Here is a 12,711-nt window from a genome sequence, read left to right as displayed (position 1 = left end):
CGCGCGCTTTTTTGAAAGACTGCGATTGGATTGATTCGCGGCTTTGATGGGAGTGCGCATGGAGCGGCTTGCGGACAGGATTATCCTCGTCTGGGGGTTCAAACGGTCATTGCTTGCGATCGCCGCCGGCGCATTCGGTGTCCTGGCGCTGCCTCCGATCGGCTTCTTCGCGGCGATGTTCGTCTCCTTCACGCTGCTCGTCTGGCTGATCGACGGGGCGGCCGCTTCGCCCGAAAGCAGCCTTGCCGGCAGGCTCTGGCCGGCATTCGCCACGGGCTGGCTGTTCGGCTTCGGCTATTTCGTTGCCGGGCTCTGGTGGCTCGGGCATGCACTGCTGATCGATTCAGATGAATTTGCCTGGGCCTTGCCGCTCGCAATCCTCGGGCTTCCGGCCTGTCTTGCCGTCTTCTACGGCTTGGCCGCGGCTCTTGCGCGTATCTTCTGGTCCGACGGCATGGGGCGGATTGCAGCACTTGCTGCCAGCTTCGGCTTGCTTGAGTGGGTGCGCAGCTTCATCTTCACAGGGTTTCCGTGGAACGCCATCGGCTATGCCATGATGCCGATGCCTATCATGATGCAGTCGGCGCATGTGATCGGCACCATGGGGGTCACCGCTCTCTCGGTCTTCGTCTTTGCTGCCCCTGCCCTCATCGGAACCCGACAGGGAGCGAAACTCGGCGTCAGCCTCGCGGCGATCCTCTTTGCAGTGCATCTCGGTTATGGCGCCTACATTCTCTATCTCGCGCCGAAACCCGAAGCATTACCCGAGGACAAACGGCCCGTGGTGCGCCTCGTGCAGCCGGCAATCGACCAGACGGCCAAGATGGACAGCGATGCGGATCGCGAGGCTATCTTCGAGACCCATCTCAAGCTCTCAAGTGAGCCTCCCAAGGACGGTGGCAAGAAGCCCGACATCATCGTCTGGCCGGAAACCTCGATCCCCTTCATCCTCACAGACAACCAGGATGCATTGACCCGGATTGCCGACACGCTCGATGACGACCAGATCCTGATCGCGGGCGCCGTCCGCGCTGAAGAACTCGGCCCCGGCTATCCTACCCGCTACTATAATTCGATCTATGTGATCGACGGGCGGGGGCAGATCGTCGCCGCCTCCGACAAGGTGCATCTCGTTCCTTTCGGTGAATATCTTCCCTTCGAAGACATGCTCAACGAACTCGGCATCCAGAATGTGGTGGAGATGCCGGGCGGCTTTTCGGCAGCCGCCAGCCGTCATCTGCTCGAACTTCCGAGCGGGCTGAAATTCTATCCGCTCGTCTGCTACGAGATCATCTTCCCGGACGAAATGACCGGCGACATCGGCCAAGCGAACGCCATTCTCAACATCACGAATGACAGCTGGTTCGGCTCGACGCCGGGTCCTTACCAGCATTTTCAGCAGGCACGCGTACGGGCGGTCGAGACCGGTCTGCCGCTGATTCGCGATGCGAATAGCGGAATTTCGGCGGTTGTAGACGCACGCGGCGAAATCGTTGCAGGTCTTAAATTGGACGAAATGGGCTTTATTGATGCAACTCTCGATGGATTGCAAAAAAACACTGGAAGCCCATATCCCCGCCAAACGTACTTCTGGTTGACTGAAACGTTACTGATGGCCATTGCGCTAATTTCACGCAGGGGTTTTATTTCCAGGTTGAATTGACCAAAAACCCCTAAAATTGCATAGTGGTCGCAATCGGCGTTAGTAACGTATGCTTCAAGGTGGGTTATCGCGACTTGCAACGTGGCGTTACGGAATGAGGTCAGGGCATGCCGGTTAGAACAGGGTTGAATTTTTCTTTGCTAGGGCACGACCATGATTGAAAATAAGAAGAAGCCGAATCCTATCGACATCCATGTCGGTAGCCGCATTCGACTTCGCCGTACCATGTTAGGCATGAGCCAGGAGAAGCTCGGCGAAAGCCTCGGCATCACCTTTCAGCAAATCCAGAAATACGAGAAGGGCACCAACCGCGTTGGCGCCAGCCGCCTGCAGAACATTTCGAGCATCCTCAACGTCCCGGTTTCCTTCTTCTTCGAAGACGCTCCCGGTGAACATTCCGGTGCCTTGACCGGCATGGCGGAAACCTCGAGCTCGAACTATGTTGTCGATTTCCTCTCCTCTTCGGAAGGACTCCAGCTCAACCGCGCATTTGTGAAGATCACCGATCCCAAGGTTCGTCGCAAAGTCGTCGAACTGGTGAAGGCACTGGCGGCGGAAGCCGATTCCGACTGAGCGTCTCCACGCTCGGAAAGCTTAAGGCGGCTCAAAAGGCCGCCTTTTTGCGTTTTTGGGGCAAAATTTGTCATTTCGCCCCAGATATAAAGATATATTTATGTCCTTCTGTGCTTGTCATCAGAGCACGAAATGAGTACCTACTAGACCGCTTTTATTCTTTGAGGGGAATCCCGGAATGCGCGCGAACTATTTCTTTACCAGCGAATCTGTTGCCGAAGGTCACCCGGACAAGGTGTGTGACCGCATCTCCGACGAGATCGTCGATCTGGTCTACCGCGAAGCGGCAAAGACCGGCATCAATCCGTGGGGCGTGCGCATTGCCTGCGAAACTCTGGCGACCACCAACCGCGTCGTCATCGCTGGTGAAGTTCGCCTGCCGCCGAGCCTGATGAAGAAGGACAAAGACGGCAACGACGTCATCAATCCGTCGAAGTTCAAGGCTGCGGCCCGTCGCGCCATCAAGGATATCGGCTACGAGCAGGACGGCTTCCACTGGAAGAAGGCCAAGATCGACGTGCTCCTGCATTCGCAGTCGGCCGACATTGCCCAGGGCGTCGACAGCGCCGCCGACCAGCAGGGCGATGAAGGTGCCGGCGACCAGGGCATCATGTTCGGCTACGCCTGCAAGGAAACGCCTGACCTCATGCCGGCGCCGATCTACTATTCTCACAAGATCCTGCAGCTGCTTGCGGCCGCGCGCAAGAAGGGCGAAGGCGAAGTTGCCAAGCTCGGCCCCGATGCCAAGAGCCAGGTGACCGTGCGCTATGTCGACGGCAAGCCGGCAGAAGCCACTTCGATCGTTCTTTCCACCCAGCATCTCGACGACAGCTGGGACTCGAAGAAGGTTCGCAGCGTCGTCGAGCCCTATATCCGCGAAGCCCTCGGCGACCTGAAGATCGCCGACGATTGCAAGTGGTACATCAACCCCACCGGCAAGTTCGTCATCGGCGGCCCGGACGGTGACGCCGGCCTCACTGGCCGCAAGATCATCGTCGACACCTACGGCGGTGCGGCTCCCCACGGCGGTGGCGCATTCTCCGGCAAGGACACGACCAAGGTCGACCGTTCGGCTGCCTATGCAGCCCGCTATCTCGCCAAGAACGTCGTTGCCGCCGGTCTCGCCGACCGCTGCACGATCCAGCTCTCCTACGCCATCGGCGTCGCGCAGCCGCTGTCGATCTATGTCGACCTGCATGGCACGGGCAAGGGCGTTTCCGAGGATCAGGTCGAGGCGGCGATCCGCCAGAACATGGACCTTTCGCCGTCGGGCATCCGCCGTCACCTTGACCTCAACAAGCCGATTTATGCGAAGACGTCGGCTTACGGTCACTTCGGCCGCAAGGCCGGTCGCGACGGCTCGTTCTCCTGGGAGCGCACGGACCTCGTGAAGGCGCTCAAGGAAGCCGTCAAGACCAAGGCCGCTGCATGACGGACATGGAACGCCGGGGTCGGGCGACCGAAGCCTTTTTCGGTCGCCGCAAGGGAAAGGCTCTGCGCGAGCAGCAGGCCGAAAGGCTCTCTACCCTGCTCCCGGCATTCATCGTCGATCTCTCGGCGGCTCCACCGGAGCCGCTGAAAGCGCTTTTCCCCGATGGGGTCCAAAGGTTGCGGCTGGAGATCGGCTTCGGCGGTGGCGAGCATTTGATCCACAGAGCGCTGGAAACGCCTTCGACGGGCTTTATTGGCGTCGAGCCATTCATCAATTCCATGCAGAAGCTGCTTGCACGCGTCGATGAGACCGGTGCCCGCAACGTGCGCGTCTACAACGACGACGCCACACAGCTCCTCGACTGGCTTCCCGATCATTGCCTCGACCAGATCGACCTGCTCTATCCGGACCCCTGGCCGAAACGGAAACACTGGAAGCGGCGCTTCGTCTCCAAGACCAATCTTGACCGTTTTCATCGCGTGCTGAAGCCGGGCGGGCTGTTCTGCTTCGCCTCCGACATCGACACCTATGTGAACTGGACGCTCCTGAAATGCCGCAACCATGGCGGCTTCGAATGGATGGCACAGAATGCGGCTGACTGGCTGACGCCCTATGAGGGCTGGCCGAGCACCCGCTATGAAGCCAAGGCCCGTCGTGAGGGCCGCTCTTCGGCCTATCTCACCTTCAAGCGCGTCTAACCCGACTAGACGGATCAATTTCGACGGCGTTGCCGCTGAGTGGAATTTTTCGAGAATAGGGAAATGCTGCAAAGCAGCTAGCGTGTGGGCAAGGGACTGACGTCAGTCCCTTGCATCGCCCATTACGATCTTCACACATGCATTCGTCGGCCAGCCGTGCTCGGCGGGCCGGTTTCGATCAATGCAGGCTGACCGTTTTCAGTTCGTCTTCAGCTGCCTTGAAGAAGGTGCTGGAGCGATTATCGGTCAGCAGGATCGGCGTACCATCGGCGCCAAACAATGCCCAGAGATCAACGCTCGGATCGATATCCGGAGCCTCGGGGAAGCATTTGGAGACCTCTTCATTGCGAATTTTGCGGATATAGGCGACCTCGCCATTGCCGATACCGGCAAGTTCAGACTTGGTCAGACGCGACGTGGCTTCTTTCATCAACATTCCTGTTCCTCCGAGAGAAGGGACCAACGGTTCAACAAACCGTTGTGCTACTGTGAAACCGAAATGTTAATTTTCTTGACCATACGCGCCGGTTCCGGGCGAATTAGATCAACCGAAAGCAGGCCGTTCTTAAGGATTGCGCCCAAGACCTGCATGCCATCGGCGAGAACGAAGGTGCGCTGGAACTGTCTGGCGGCAATGCCGCGATAGAGGTAATCGCGCTCGCCCTGATCGACCTGGCGGCCGCGGATCAGAAGCTGGTTTTCCTCAATTGACACATCAAGCTCTTCTTCGCTGAAACCGGCGACTGCAAGCGTGATGCGAAGCCGCTCCGGCGCGTCGTGACCGGCGGCGATGCGTTCGATATTATAGGGCGGATAACCGTCGCTGGCCTTGGAAATCCGCTCGAGCGTCTTTTCCATGGCATCGAAGCCCAAAAGCAGCGGGCTGGCGAAAGGGGTAATGCGGCTCATCTTCCAAAGTCCTTGATGCAAGCGACCTTCCCGGACCTCACATGCAGCATCCGGGTACCGCTAATATGGGGACGACGCTTGCCTGCTGCAAGGCATGATGGCCGCCGGCCGGGCCTCCCGCATTTTGATCGCTTCCTTGACAAAGGGCGCAGCGCCCCGCATCAAAACATGCTCCGGCGCGCTGTGTTGATTTGCGACGGGAGCGTAAAGACAATGAAAAGGTGCATGCCAGGCGTCGCGCACCAGAGGATGGAACGATTCGGATGGCAGAACCGAGAAAAATCATTATCGACACCGACCCCGGCCAGGACGATGCCGCCGCGATCATGCTGGCCTTCGGTAGCCCGGAAGAGCTTGAGGTGTTGGGCATCACCACCGTTGCCGGCAATGTGCCGCTGTCGTTCACCAGCCGCAACGCGCGTATCATCTGCGAATTGTGCGAGCGGACCGATATCAAGGTCTTTGCCGGCGCCGACCGACCGATCGCCCGCAACCTCGTCACCGCCGAGCACGTGCATGGCAAGACAGGCCTCGATGGCCCGACGCTTCCACAGCCCACGATGCCGCTGCAGGCGCAGCATTCGGTCGACTTCATCATCGAAACGCTGCGACGCGAGCCGGAGGGCACCGTCACGCTCTGTACGCTCGGTCCGCTGACCAATATCGGCCTGGCTTTCCAGAAGGCGCCGGATATCGTCCCGCGCATCCGCGAACTCGTCATGATGGGGGGCGGCTTCTTCGAAGGCGGCAACATCACGCCGGCTGCCGAATTCAACATCTATGTCGATCCGGAAGCCGCCGATATCGTGTTCCGCTCGGGCGTGCCGGTCGTCATGATGCCGCTCGATGTGACGCACCAGTTGCTGACCCGCAAGGACCGGGTGAAGCGCATGGCCGATATCGGCACCGCGCCGGCCAAGGCGATGGTCGAGATGCTGGAATTCTTCGAGCGCTTCGACATCGAAAAATACGGCTCGGACGGCGGTCCGCTGCATGATCCGACGACCATCGCCTATCTACTGAAACCGGACCTCTTCAGGGGCCGGGACTGCAATGTCGAGATCGAGGTGACATCCGAACTGACGGTCGGCATGACCGTTGTCGACTGGTGGCATGTGACCGACCGAAAGCGTAATGCAAAGGTCATGCGCTCTGTGGATTCCGACGGTTTCTTCGATCTTCTGATCGAGCGTTTCGCGCGGATCTGATCCGTTACTCTCCAACGGAAACAGAAAGGCCGCTGACGCGGCCTTTTTAATTGTTAGATGTCCTGGCCTCTCAGGCGTCCTTCTCGTCCAGAACCGAGTTGGCCTCGGCCTCTACGAGTTTCGGGCCACCCTTGGCGACGCCGACCATGGCTGGGCGCAGCACGCGCTCACCGATGGAGAAACCGGCCTGTACGACCTGTACAACCGTATTATTCGGCACTTCGGTATTCGGCACTTCGAACATCGCCTGATGGAAGTTCGGGTCGAACTTCTGGCCGACCGGCTCCAGCTTGCGAACGCCGTGGCGCTCGAGAGCCGAGAGCATGGAGCGCTCGGTCATCTCGACACCTTCGATCAATGTCGTCAGGCCAGCGTCGGCGGCAGCCCTGGCTTCCGGCGGAATGGCATCGATCGCACGGCGCAGATTGTCCGAGACGGCCAGCATGTCGCGGGCGAAGCCTGCGACGGAATAGGACTTGGCGTCCTTGACCTCGCGCTCCGTGCGGCGGCGCAGATTATCCATTTCGGCAGCGAGCCGCAGGTAGCGGTCGCGCAATTCCGTATTCTCGGCCTTCAGAAGCTCAAGCGCATCTGGTTCGCCTGCGGCTGCTTCCTTCACGGCTTCATTCTCGACGTTTGCGGCGGCGTCGGCTGTGGCTTCCGCCGCAGCCGCGTCAGGTCCGTTCTTCGTCGTTTCATCAGTCATGACGGTCTCCGGTTCGTGTATTCTCAGATGCGCCCGATATCGATGTTTGGCCGGAAAAAATCAAGTCTGCGTTACGAAGAAGCTAAAATTCCGCCTGTTTTGCGCAAGGGATCAGAGAGATCCGCGCGAAAGGCGCGACACGAGCTGCGCCGTATAGTCCACCATCGGCACGATGCGGGAATAATTGAGCCGCGTGGGACCGATCACTCCTACCGCGCCAACGATGCGGTCGTCGTCATCGCGATAGGGCGCCACAATGAGCGAGGAGCCGGAAAGTGAGAAAAGCTTGTTTTCCGAACCGATGAAAATGCGTACGCCCGGCCCGCTTTCGGCAAGGTTCAGGAGCTCGATCAAGCTGTCCTTCTTCTCCAGATCATCGAATAGCAGGCGCAGCCGGTCGAGGTCTTCCGCGCCGCCTACGCCTTCCAGCAGGTTTGCTCGGCCGCGGATGATGAGCTGTGCCGGCTTGGTATCGTCCGAGTTGCCGGCCCACACGGCGACGCCGCGCTCCACGAGGTCGCGCGACAGTGCGTCGAGTTCATGGCGAACTTCATCTTTCAGCTGGCCCAATTGCAAGCGCAATTCCGGCAGCGTCTGCCCGGTCATGTGTGCATTGAGGAAATTGGCAGCCTCGGTGAGTTGCGACGAGGTAACACCTGCGGGCAGTTCTATAATGCGGTTTTCCACCTGATCGTGGTCACCGACAAGAACAGCCAGCGCCTTGGTAGGTTCCAGGCGGATGAACTCGACATGTTTCAGAACCGGGTCGCTCTTGGAAGTTATGACAAGGCCGGCGCCGCGCGAAATGCCCGAGAGCATGCGGCTCGCCTCATTCATCATCGATTCCACCGGATTGTCGCGGCTTCCGGCCCGCACCTGGCGGTCGATGCTGGCACGTTCTTCTGCCGAGAGGTCACCGACCTGCATGAAGGCATCGACGAAGAAGCGCAGCCCGATCTGGGTCGGCAGGCGCCCGGCGCTGACATGCGGCGAATAGATGAGACCAAGCTCTTCCAGATCGCTCATGACGTTGCGAACGGAGGCAGGCGACAGAGACATCGGCAGAAGACGCGAAAGATTGCGGGAGCCGAGCGGCTCGCCGTGCTCCAGATAGCCTTCGACGATGCGCCGGAAGATTTCCTTCGATCGTTCATCCAGCGCAGCCACGGCATCCGATATTGATGTCGACCTGTAGCTCATGAACTTTTCGCACCCGCACTGAATGATATCAGGGAAATATAGCCAATCTGCCCCCCGTGGCAAAAGGGAATTTGCAAATGCACGCAGCCAATCGTAGAAGCGGGCGACGATACAATGCATGCAAAGACATTGCCTGAAAGCGCTCACGTTTTCGGCATCATGTTTCAGGAGAAGAGAATGCGGCCTTCAGGCAGAAAAACCGACCAGATGCGCAAGGTCTCCTTCGAGCGCAATTTTTCCAAGCATGCTGAAGGCTCCTGCCTGGTGAAGTTCGGCGATACGCACGTACTCTGTACGGCGAGCCTGGAAGACAAGACGCCGCCGTGGCTGCGCAACACCGGCAAGGGCTGGGTCACAGCCGAATATGGCATGCTGCCGCGCGCGACAGGCGAGCGAATGAAGCGCGAAGCTGCCGCCGGCAAACAGGGCGGCCGCACTCAGGAAATCCAGCGCCTGATCGGCCGCTCGCTGCGTGCCGTGGTCGATCTTACTGCCCTCGGCGAGCGGCAGATCACGCTCGACTGCGACGTCATTCAGGCCGACGGCGGCACGCGCACGGCCTCTATCACCGGCGGCTGGATTGCGCTTTACGATTGCCTGCGCTGGATGGAAACCCGCAACATGATCAAGGCCGACCGCGTGCTGAAGGACCATGTCGCGGCGATCTCCTGCGGCATCTTCGCCAACCAGCCGGTCATCGATCTAGACTATCTCGAGGATTCCTCGGCCGAGACCGACGCCAATTTCGTCATGACGGGCGCCGGCGGCATCGTCGAGATCCAGGGCACGGCGGAAGGCACGCCTTTCAGCGAAGAGGAGTTCTCCTCGCTGATGGGTCTCGCCAAGGCGGGCATTGCCGGGCTGGTGGACCTGCAGAAGCAAGCCATCGCCTGAGGCTTTCATTCAAGCCTCGCCAGTGAATTTCCTCGTCCCTGCTTACGGGGGCAAGGCCTAAAAAAGGGCGGGCAATGGCACAACCCATCGAAGGCGTTCTTGAAACTGCGCTCTACGCAACCGATCTCGATGCGACAGAAGCCTTTTACGAGGATGTGCTGGGCCTTGAGAAGATCGCACGGTCTGGCAACCGTCATGTGTTCTTCCGCTGCGGACCAGGCGTGCTCCTGATCTTCAACCCGGAGGAAACGGTGAAGCCGCCTGCACCGGACAGCCTGCAGGTTCCGCCGCATGGCACTATCGGAAGGGGGCATGCCTGCTTCAGGGTTTCGGGAGACAATCTCGATGCGATGGTGCAAAAGCTGAAAGCTGCCGGCATCGGCATCGAATCCGAGGTTCAATGGCCGCAGGGCGGCCGGTCGATTTATTTCCGCGACCCTTCAGGCAATAGCCTGGAATGCGCGGAGGCCAAAATCTGGGGCATGGGGTAAGGATATTTTATGCGTAAGCTCGAAACCAAAACTATTGTCGTCGCCAGCCACAACCAGGGCAAGATCCGCGAGATCCAGGATCTGATCGGGCCGCTCGGCTTCACCGCCAAATCGGCCGCCGAACTCAATTTCATCGAACCCGAGGAAACCGGGACGACTTTCGAGGAAAATGCCACGATCAAGGCACTTGCCTCGGCTCAAGCCTCCGGAATGCCGGCGCTTTCCGACGATTCCGGCCTCGTCGTCGATGCGCTTGGCGGCGATCCCGGCGTCTACACCGCCGACTGGGCTGAAACCGGCAACGGCACCCGCGATTTCTTCATGGCCATGGAGAAGGTCGAGAAGGCATTGGAAAAGGCCGGCGCCACCAAGCCCGAGCAGCGCTCTGCCCGTTTTGTCAGCGTGCTCTGCCTTGCATGGCCGGATGGTCACACGGAGCTTTTCCGCGGCGAAGTGGAAGGTAAAGTCGTCTGGCCGCCGCGCGGGACGCAAGGTTTCGGCTATGATCCGATCTTCCAGCCTGAAGATTATGATGTGACCTTCGGCGAGATGAGCGCGGAAGAAAAACACGGCTGGAACATCGGCAAGCCGCAGGCTCTCTCGCATCGCGCCCGCGCCTTCAAGCTCTTCGTCGAAACCTGCCTGGAAGCATAGGCCGAGCCTTGAACATGATCGATCCGTCTGCGTTGACGCGCGATGCAAAGCTTCTGCCCGATACCGGCGAGCCCGGTTTCGGGGTCTATGTGCATTGGCCTTTCTGCGCGGCGAAGTGCCCCTATTGCGATTTCAACAGCCATGTCCGGCATCAGCCCGTCGATCAGGAGCGCTATGTCGCAGCTTTCCTGAAAGAGATCACCAATGCCCGCCTGATGAGCGGGCCGAAGACGGTAACCAGCATCTTCCTCGGCGGCGGCACGCCGTCGCTGATGAAGCCGGAAACAGTCGATGCGATCCTCGACGGCATTGCGCAGCACTGGAATGTGCCTGACGGTATCGAGATCACGATGGAGGCCAATCCTTCCAGCGTCGAAGCAGACCGTTTCCGTGGCTACCGCGCCGCCGGTGTGAACCGCGTCTCGCTCGGTGTACAGGCCCTGAATGATCGCGACCTCAAATTCCTTGGGCGGCTGCATGACGTCGCCGATGCGCTGAAGGCGATCAGGCTCGCGCGTGACATCTTCCCGCGCATGTCTTTCGACCTGATCTATGCGCGGCCGAACCAGACGGTCGAGGAGTGGGATCGCGAGCTCAAGGAAGCCATCTCCTATGCCGTGGACCATCTCTCGCTGTATCAGCTCACGATCGAGGAAGGCACGCCCTTCTACGGGCTGCATAAGGCTGGAAAGCTGATCGTGCCGGATGGGGACCAGTCCGCTGCTCTCTATGAGGCCACGCAGGAGATCACCGAGCGCGAAGGATTGCCGGCCTATGAAGTGTCCAATCATGCCCGGCCGGGTGCGGAGAGCCGCCATAACCTCACCTACTGGCGCTATGGCGACTATGCCGGCATCGGCCCTGGCGCGCATGGTCGCCTGTCGCAGGGCGCAGAGAAGGTCGCGACCGCTACGGAGCGCAAGCCTGAAGCCTGGCTGGACCTCGTCGAACGCGACGGCAATGGTATCACCGAGCACGAGCGCCTCGGTTTCGATGAGCAGGCCGATGAATTGCTGCTGATGGGACTGCGCCTGAAGGAAGGTGTCGATCTTGCCCGCTGGCAGCAGCTTTCTGGCCGCGATCCCGATCCGAAACGCGAGGAATTTTTACTGGAACACGGCTTCATTGAGCGGATCGGCAATTCCCGCCTGCGCTGCACGCCGGCAGGCATGCTGATCCTTGATTCCGTCGTGGCGGACCTCGCCTGCTAGAGCATTCCCCTTGTTCTTCGAAACAAGGCTAAGCTCTATCTCCCTTGCTTCACTCAGTTCCGGGCGCAAACCTGCCGCTCACACTTTTTCCTGAATCGCTTCAGGTCCGCCTCAAGCAGCCCGTCTCCTTGCAAAATTGACGAGCCTTCCATCGATTGCGGCAAGGCCGACCGCGATCAAAGCCATGCCCACCAGATGTTTGAGCTGCAACTGCTCACCGAGTGCTGCGGCGCCAAGCAGGATCGCGCTAACGGGGATCAGGAAGGTCACCAGCATCAGATTGGTGGCGCCTGCCGTTGCCAGTATGCGGAAGAACAGCACATAGGCCACGGCCGTCGAGAGGATCGCAAGTCCTGATAGCGCCAGCCAGGTCTCGACGGAGGGCATGGCGAGCGTCCAGGGCTGGTCGACAATCAGCGCGATCGGCAGCATCAGAACGGTGGATGCAGTCACTTGCCCGGCGGCCGGAATAAGCGGCGCAAGGCCCATCCGGCGGAATCGCCGTCCCCAGATGCCGGCCAGCGAATAGGAGAAAGCAGCACCGAGAACTGCGAGTTGGGCAAGCACGTTCGAGCCGAGATCCTTCAACGCGTCAAAGCCGATCATGTAAGCAACGCCTGCAAAGCCGACGATCACGCCGAAGAGACGGTTTGCCGTCAGCTTTTCATCCGCCGTCAGGACATGAGCAACGAGTACGGCAAAGAGTGGTGTCGTGGCGTTGAGGATCGAGGCAAGACCGCTCGCAATATGTGTCTGGCCCCAGACGATGAGACAGAAGGGAATCATATTGTTGAGAAGCCCCATGCCGAAAAAGGCGATCCAGCTCTGCCTGTCACGCGGCATGGTATGGCCCATGGCGCGCACGATCAGATTAAGTGCGATGGCGGCAAGCAGGACACGCCCGGTCACGATTGTGAACGGCGGCAGCGCCTTCACGAGAATGCCGTTGAAGAAGAAGGAGCCACCCCAGAGAAGCGACAGCACGATCAGCATGGCCCATTCTGCGGCTCCCATGGTCTTCTGGATGGACATGACAATCTCCTCGCCGAGTTCTGCTAAAGTGCTTTCTCCG

Annotated in this window: 14 protein-coding genes; 9 read left to right on the top strand and 5 right to left on the bottom strand. The window is 59.6% G+C overall.

Going from position 1 to position 12,711, the window contains the following annotated elements:
- Positions 1-58 precede the first annotated feature (58 nt).
- From lnt to FHX06_RS16965, 4 genes are all read left to right on the top strand, one after another.
- Positions 59-1,663 carry an apolipoprotein N-acyltransferase gene (lnt, locus tag FHX06_RS16980; protein WP_183880158.1) on the top strand — a complete coding sequence of 535 codons (1,605 nt, stop codon included), beginning with the start codon at positions 59-61 and terminating at the stop codon, positions 1,661-1,663.
- Positions 1,664-1,816: 153 nt separating this feature from the next.
- Complete coding sequence (locus FHX06_RS16975; RefSeq protein ID WP_112541825.1) at positions 1,817-2,236, top strand: helix-turn-helix domain-containing protein; 420 nt, start codon at positions 1,817-1,819, stop codon at positions 2,234-2,236.
- A 178-nt stretch (positions 2,237-2,414) separates the two neighbouring features.
- Positions 2,415-3,668, top strand: coding sequence for a methionine adenosyltransferase (gene metK, locus FHX06_RS16970; RefSeq protein WP_112541826.1), 1,254 nt, complete (start codon positions 2,415-2,417; stop codon positions 3,666-3,668).
- Entirely contained in the window at positions 3,665-4,366 is a 702-nt protein-coding gene (locus FHX06_RS16965; protein ID WP_183880156.1) for a tRNA (guanine(46)-N(7))-methyltransferase TrmB, read from the top strand. Before metK ends, FHX06_RS16965 begins: the two co-directional genes overlap by 4 nt.
- Before the next feature lie 178 nt (positions 4,367-4,544).
- On the opposite strand, the gene FHX06_RS16960 is transcribed toward FHX06_RS16965, so the two are convergent.
- Positions 4,545-4,802 carry a DUF1150 family protein gene (locus FHX06_RS16960; protein WP_112541828.1) on the bottom strand — a complete coding sequence of 86 codons (258 nt, stop codon included), beginning with the start codon at positions 4,800-4,802 and terminating at the stop codon, positions 4,545-4,547.
- Positions 4,803-4,849: 47 nt separating this feature from the next.
- Positions 4,850-5,275, bottom strand: a complete 426-nt coding sequence (locus tag FHX06_RS16955) for an Hsp20 family protein (RefSeq protein ID WP_112541829.1) — start codon at positions 5,273-5,275, stop codon at positions 4,850-4,852.
- Positions 5,276-5,538: 263 nt separating this feature from the next.
- Between FHX06_RS16955 and FHX06_RS16950 the strand changes: the two genes are divergently transcribed.
- Positions 5,539-6,483 (top strand): nucleoside hydrolase, encoded by a 945-nt coding sequence (locus tag FHX06_RS16950; RefSeq protein WP_183880154.1) that lies wholly within the window; start codon positions 5,539-5,541, stop codon positions 6,481-6,483.
- 70 nt (positions 6,484-6,553) lie between these two features.
- On the opposite strand, the gene grpE is transcribed toward FHX06_RS16950, so the two are convergent.
- On the bottom strand, positions 6,554-7,189 hold the full coding sequence (grpE, locus tag FHX06_RS16945; RefSeq protein WP_113146875.1) for a nucleotide exchange factor GrpE: 636 nt from the start codon (positions 7,187-7,189) through the stop codon (positions 6,554-6,556).
- 111 nt (positions 7,190-7,300) lie between these two features.
- Positions 7,301-8,389: a heat-inducible transcriptional repressor HrcA gene (gene hrcA, locus FHX06_RS16940; RefSeq protein ID WP_183880152.1), complete on the bottom strand. Its 1,089-nt coding sequence runs from the start codon at positions 8,387-8,389 to the stop codon at positions 7,301-7,303.
- Between the two features lie 177 nt (positions 8,390-8,566).
- Between hrcA and rph the strand changes: the two genes are divergently transcribed.
- The 4 genes from rph (at position 8,567) to hemW (ending at position 11,639) form a co-directional block, all read left to right on the top strand.
- Positions 8,567-9,283, top strand: a complete 717-nt coding sequence (rph, locus tag FHX06_RS16935) for a ribonuclease PH (RefSeq protein WP_112541833.1) — start codon at positions 8,567-8,569, stop codon at positions 9,281-9,283.
- A 74-nt stretch (positions 9,284-9,357) separates the two neighbouring features.
- The gene (locus tag FHX06_RS16930; RefSeq protein WP_113013100.1) at positions 9,358-9,774 is read left to right on the top strand and encodes a VOC family protein; all 417 of its coding nucleotides are present in this window, start codon (positions 9,358-9,360) and stop codon (positions 9,772-9,774) included.
- Between the two features lie 9 nt (positions 9,775-9,783).
- Positions 9,784-10,428: an RdgB/HAM1 family non-canonical purine NTP pyrophosphatase gene (rdgB, locus tag FHX06_RS16925; RefSeq protein WP_112970013.1), complete on the top strand. Its 645-nt coding sequence runs from the start codon at positions 9,784-9,786 to the stop codon at positions 10,426-10,428.
- Positions 10,429-10,442: 14 nt separating this feature from the next.
- Positions 10,443-11,639, top strand: coding sequence for a radical SAM family heme chaperone HemW (gene hemW / locus FHX06_RS16920; RefSeq protein ID WP_183880150.1), 1,197 nt, complete (start codon positions 10,443-10,445; stop codon positions 11,637-11,639).
- Between the two features lie 111 nt (positions 11,640-11,750).
- Here hemW and FHX06_RS16915 read toward each other — a convergent pair whose 3' ends face one another.
- Positions 11,751-12,671, bottom strand: a complete 921-nt coding sequence (locus tag FHX06_RS16915; protein ID WP_112541837.1) for a DMT family transporter — start codon at positions 12,669-12,671, stop codon at positions 11,751-11,753.
- Positions 12,672-12,711: the final 40 nt, after the last annotated feature.

Origin of the sequence: Rhizobium sp. BK512, from assembly GCF_014194915.1 — a bacterium.
GTDB lineage: Bacteria > Pseudomonadota > Alphaproteobacteria > Rhizobiales > Rhizobiaceae > Rhizobium.
Note: the sequence above shows the minus strand (reverse complement) of the source record. Positions and strands in the feature narration are given on the sequence as shown.

What these genes read in the sequence shown, in the direction of transcription:
- rph (WP_112541833.1), top strand. Translation starts at nt 8,567, where the DNA reads ATGCGGCCTTCAGGCAGAAAAACCGACCAGATGCGCAAGGTCTCCTTC.
- lnt (WP_183880158.1), top strand. Translation starts at nt 59, where the DNA reads ATGGAGCGGCTTGCGGACAGGATTATCCTCGTCTGGGGGTTCAAACGG.
- FHX06_RS16955 (WP_112541829.1), bottom strand. Translation starts at nt 5,275, where the DNA reads ATGAGCCGCATTACCCCTTTCGCCAGCCCGCTGCTTTTGGGCTTCGAT.
- hrcA (WP_183880152.1), bottom strand. Translation starts at nt 8,389, where the DNA reads ATGAGCTACAGGTCGACATCAATATCGGATGCCGTGGCTGCGCTGGAT.
- grpE (WP_113146875.1), bottom strand. Translation starts at nt 7,189, where the DNA reads ATGACTGATGAAACGACGAAGAACGGACCTGACGCGGCTGCGGCGGAA.
- FHX06_RS16915 (WP_112541837.1), bottom strand. Translation starts at nt 12,671, where the DNA reads ATGTCCATCCAGAAGACCATGGGAGCCGCAGAATGGGCCATGCTGATC.
- FHX06_RS16950 (WP_183880154.1), top strand. Translation starts at nt 5,539, where the DNA reads ATGGCAGAACCGAGAAAAATCATTATCGACACCGACCCCGGCCAGGAC.
- FHX06_RS16975 (WP_112541825.1), top strand. Translation starts at nt 1,817, where the DNA reads ATGATTGAAAATAAGAAGAAGCCGAATCCTATCGACATCCATGTCGGT.
- rdgB (WP_112970013.1), top strand. Translation starts at nt 9,784, where the DNA reads ATGCGTAAGCTCGAAACCAAAACTATTGTCGTCGCCAGCCACAACCAG.
- FHX06_RS16965 (WP_183880156.1), top strand. Translation starts at nt 3,665, where the DNA reads ATGACGGACATGGAACGCCGGGGTCGGGCGACCGAAGCCTTTTTCGGT.
- FHX06_RS16930 (WP_113013100.1), top strand. Translation starts at nt 9,358, where the DNA reads ATGGCACAACCCATCGAAGGCGTTCTTGAAACTGCGCTCTACGCAACC.
- metK (WP_112541826.1), top strand. Translation starts at nt 2,415, where the DNA reads ATGCGCGCGAACTATTTCTTTACCAGCGAATCTGTTGCCGAAGGTCAC.
- FHX06_RS16960 (WP_112541828.1), bottom strand. Translation starts at nt 4,802, where the DNA reads ATGTTGATGAAAGAAGCCACGTCGCGTCTGACCAAGTCTGAACTTGCC.
- hemW (WP_183880150.1), top strand. Translation starts at nt 10,443, where the DNA reads ATGATCGATCCGTCTGCGTTGACGCGCGATGCAAAGCTTCTGCCCGAT.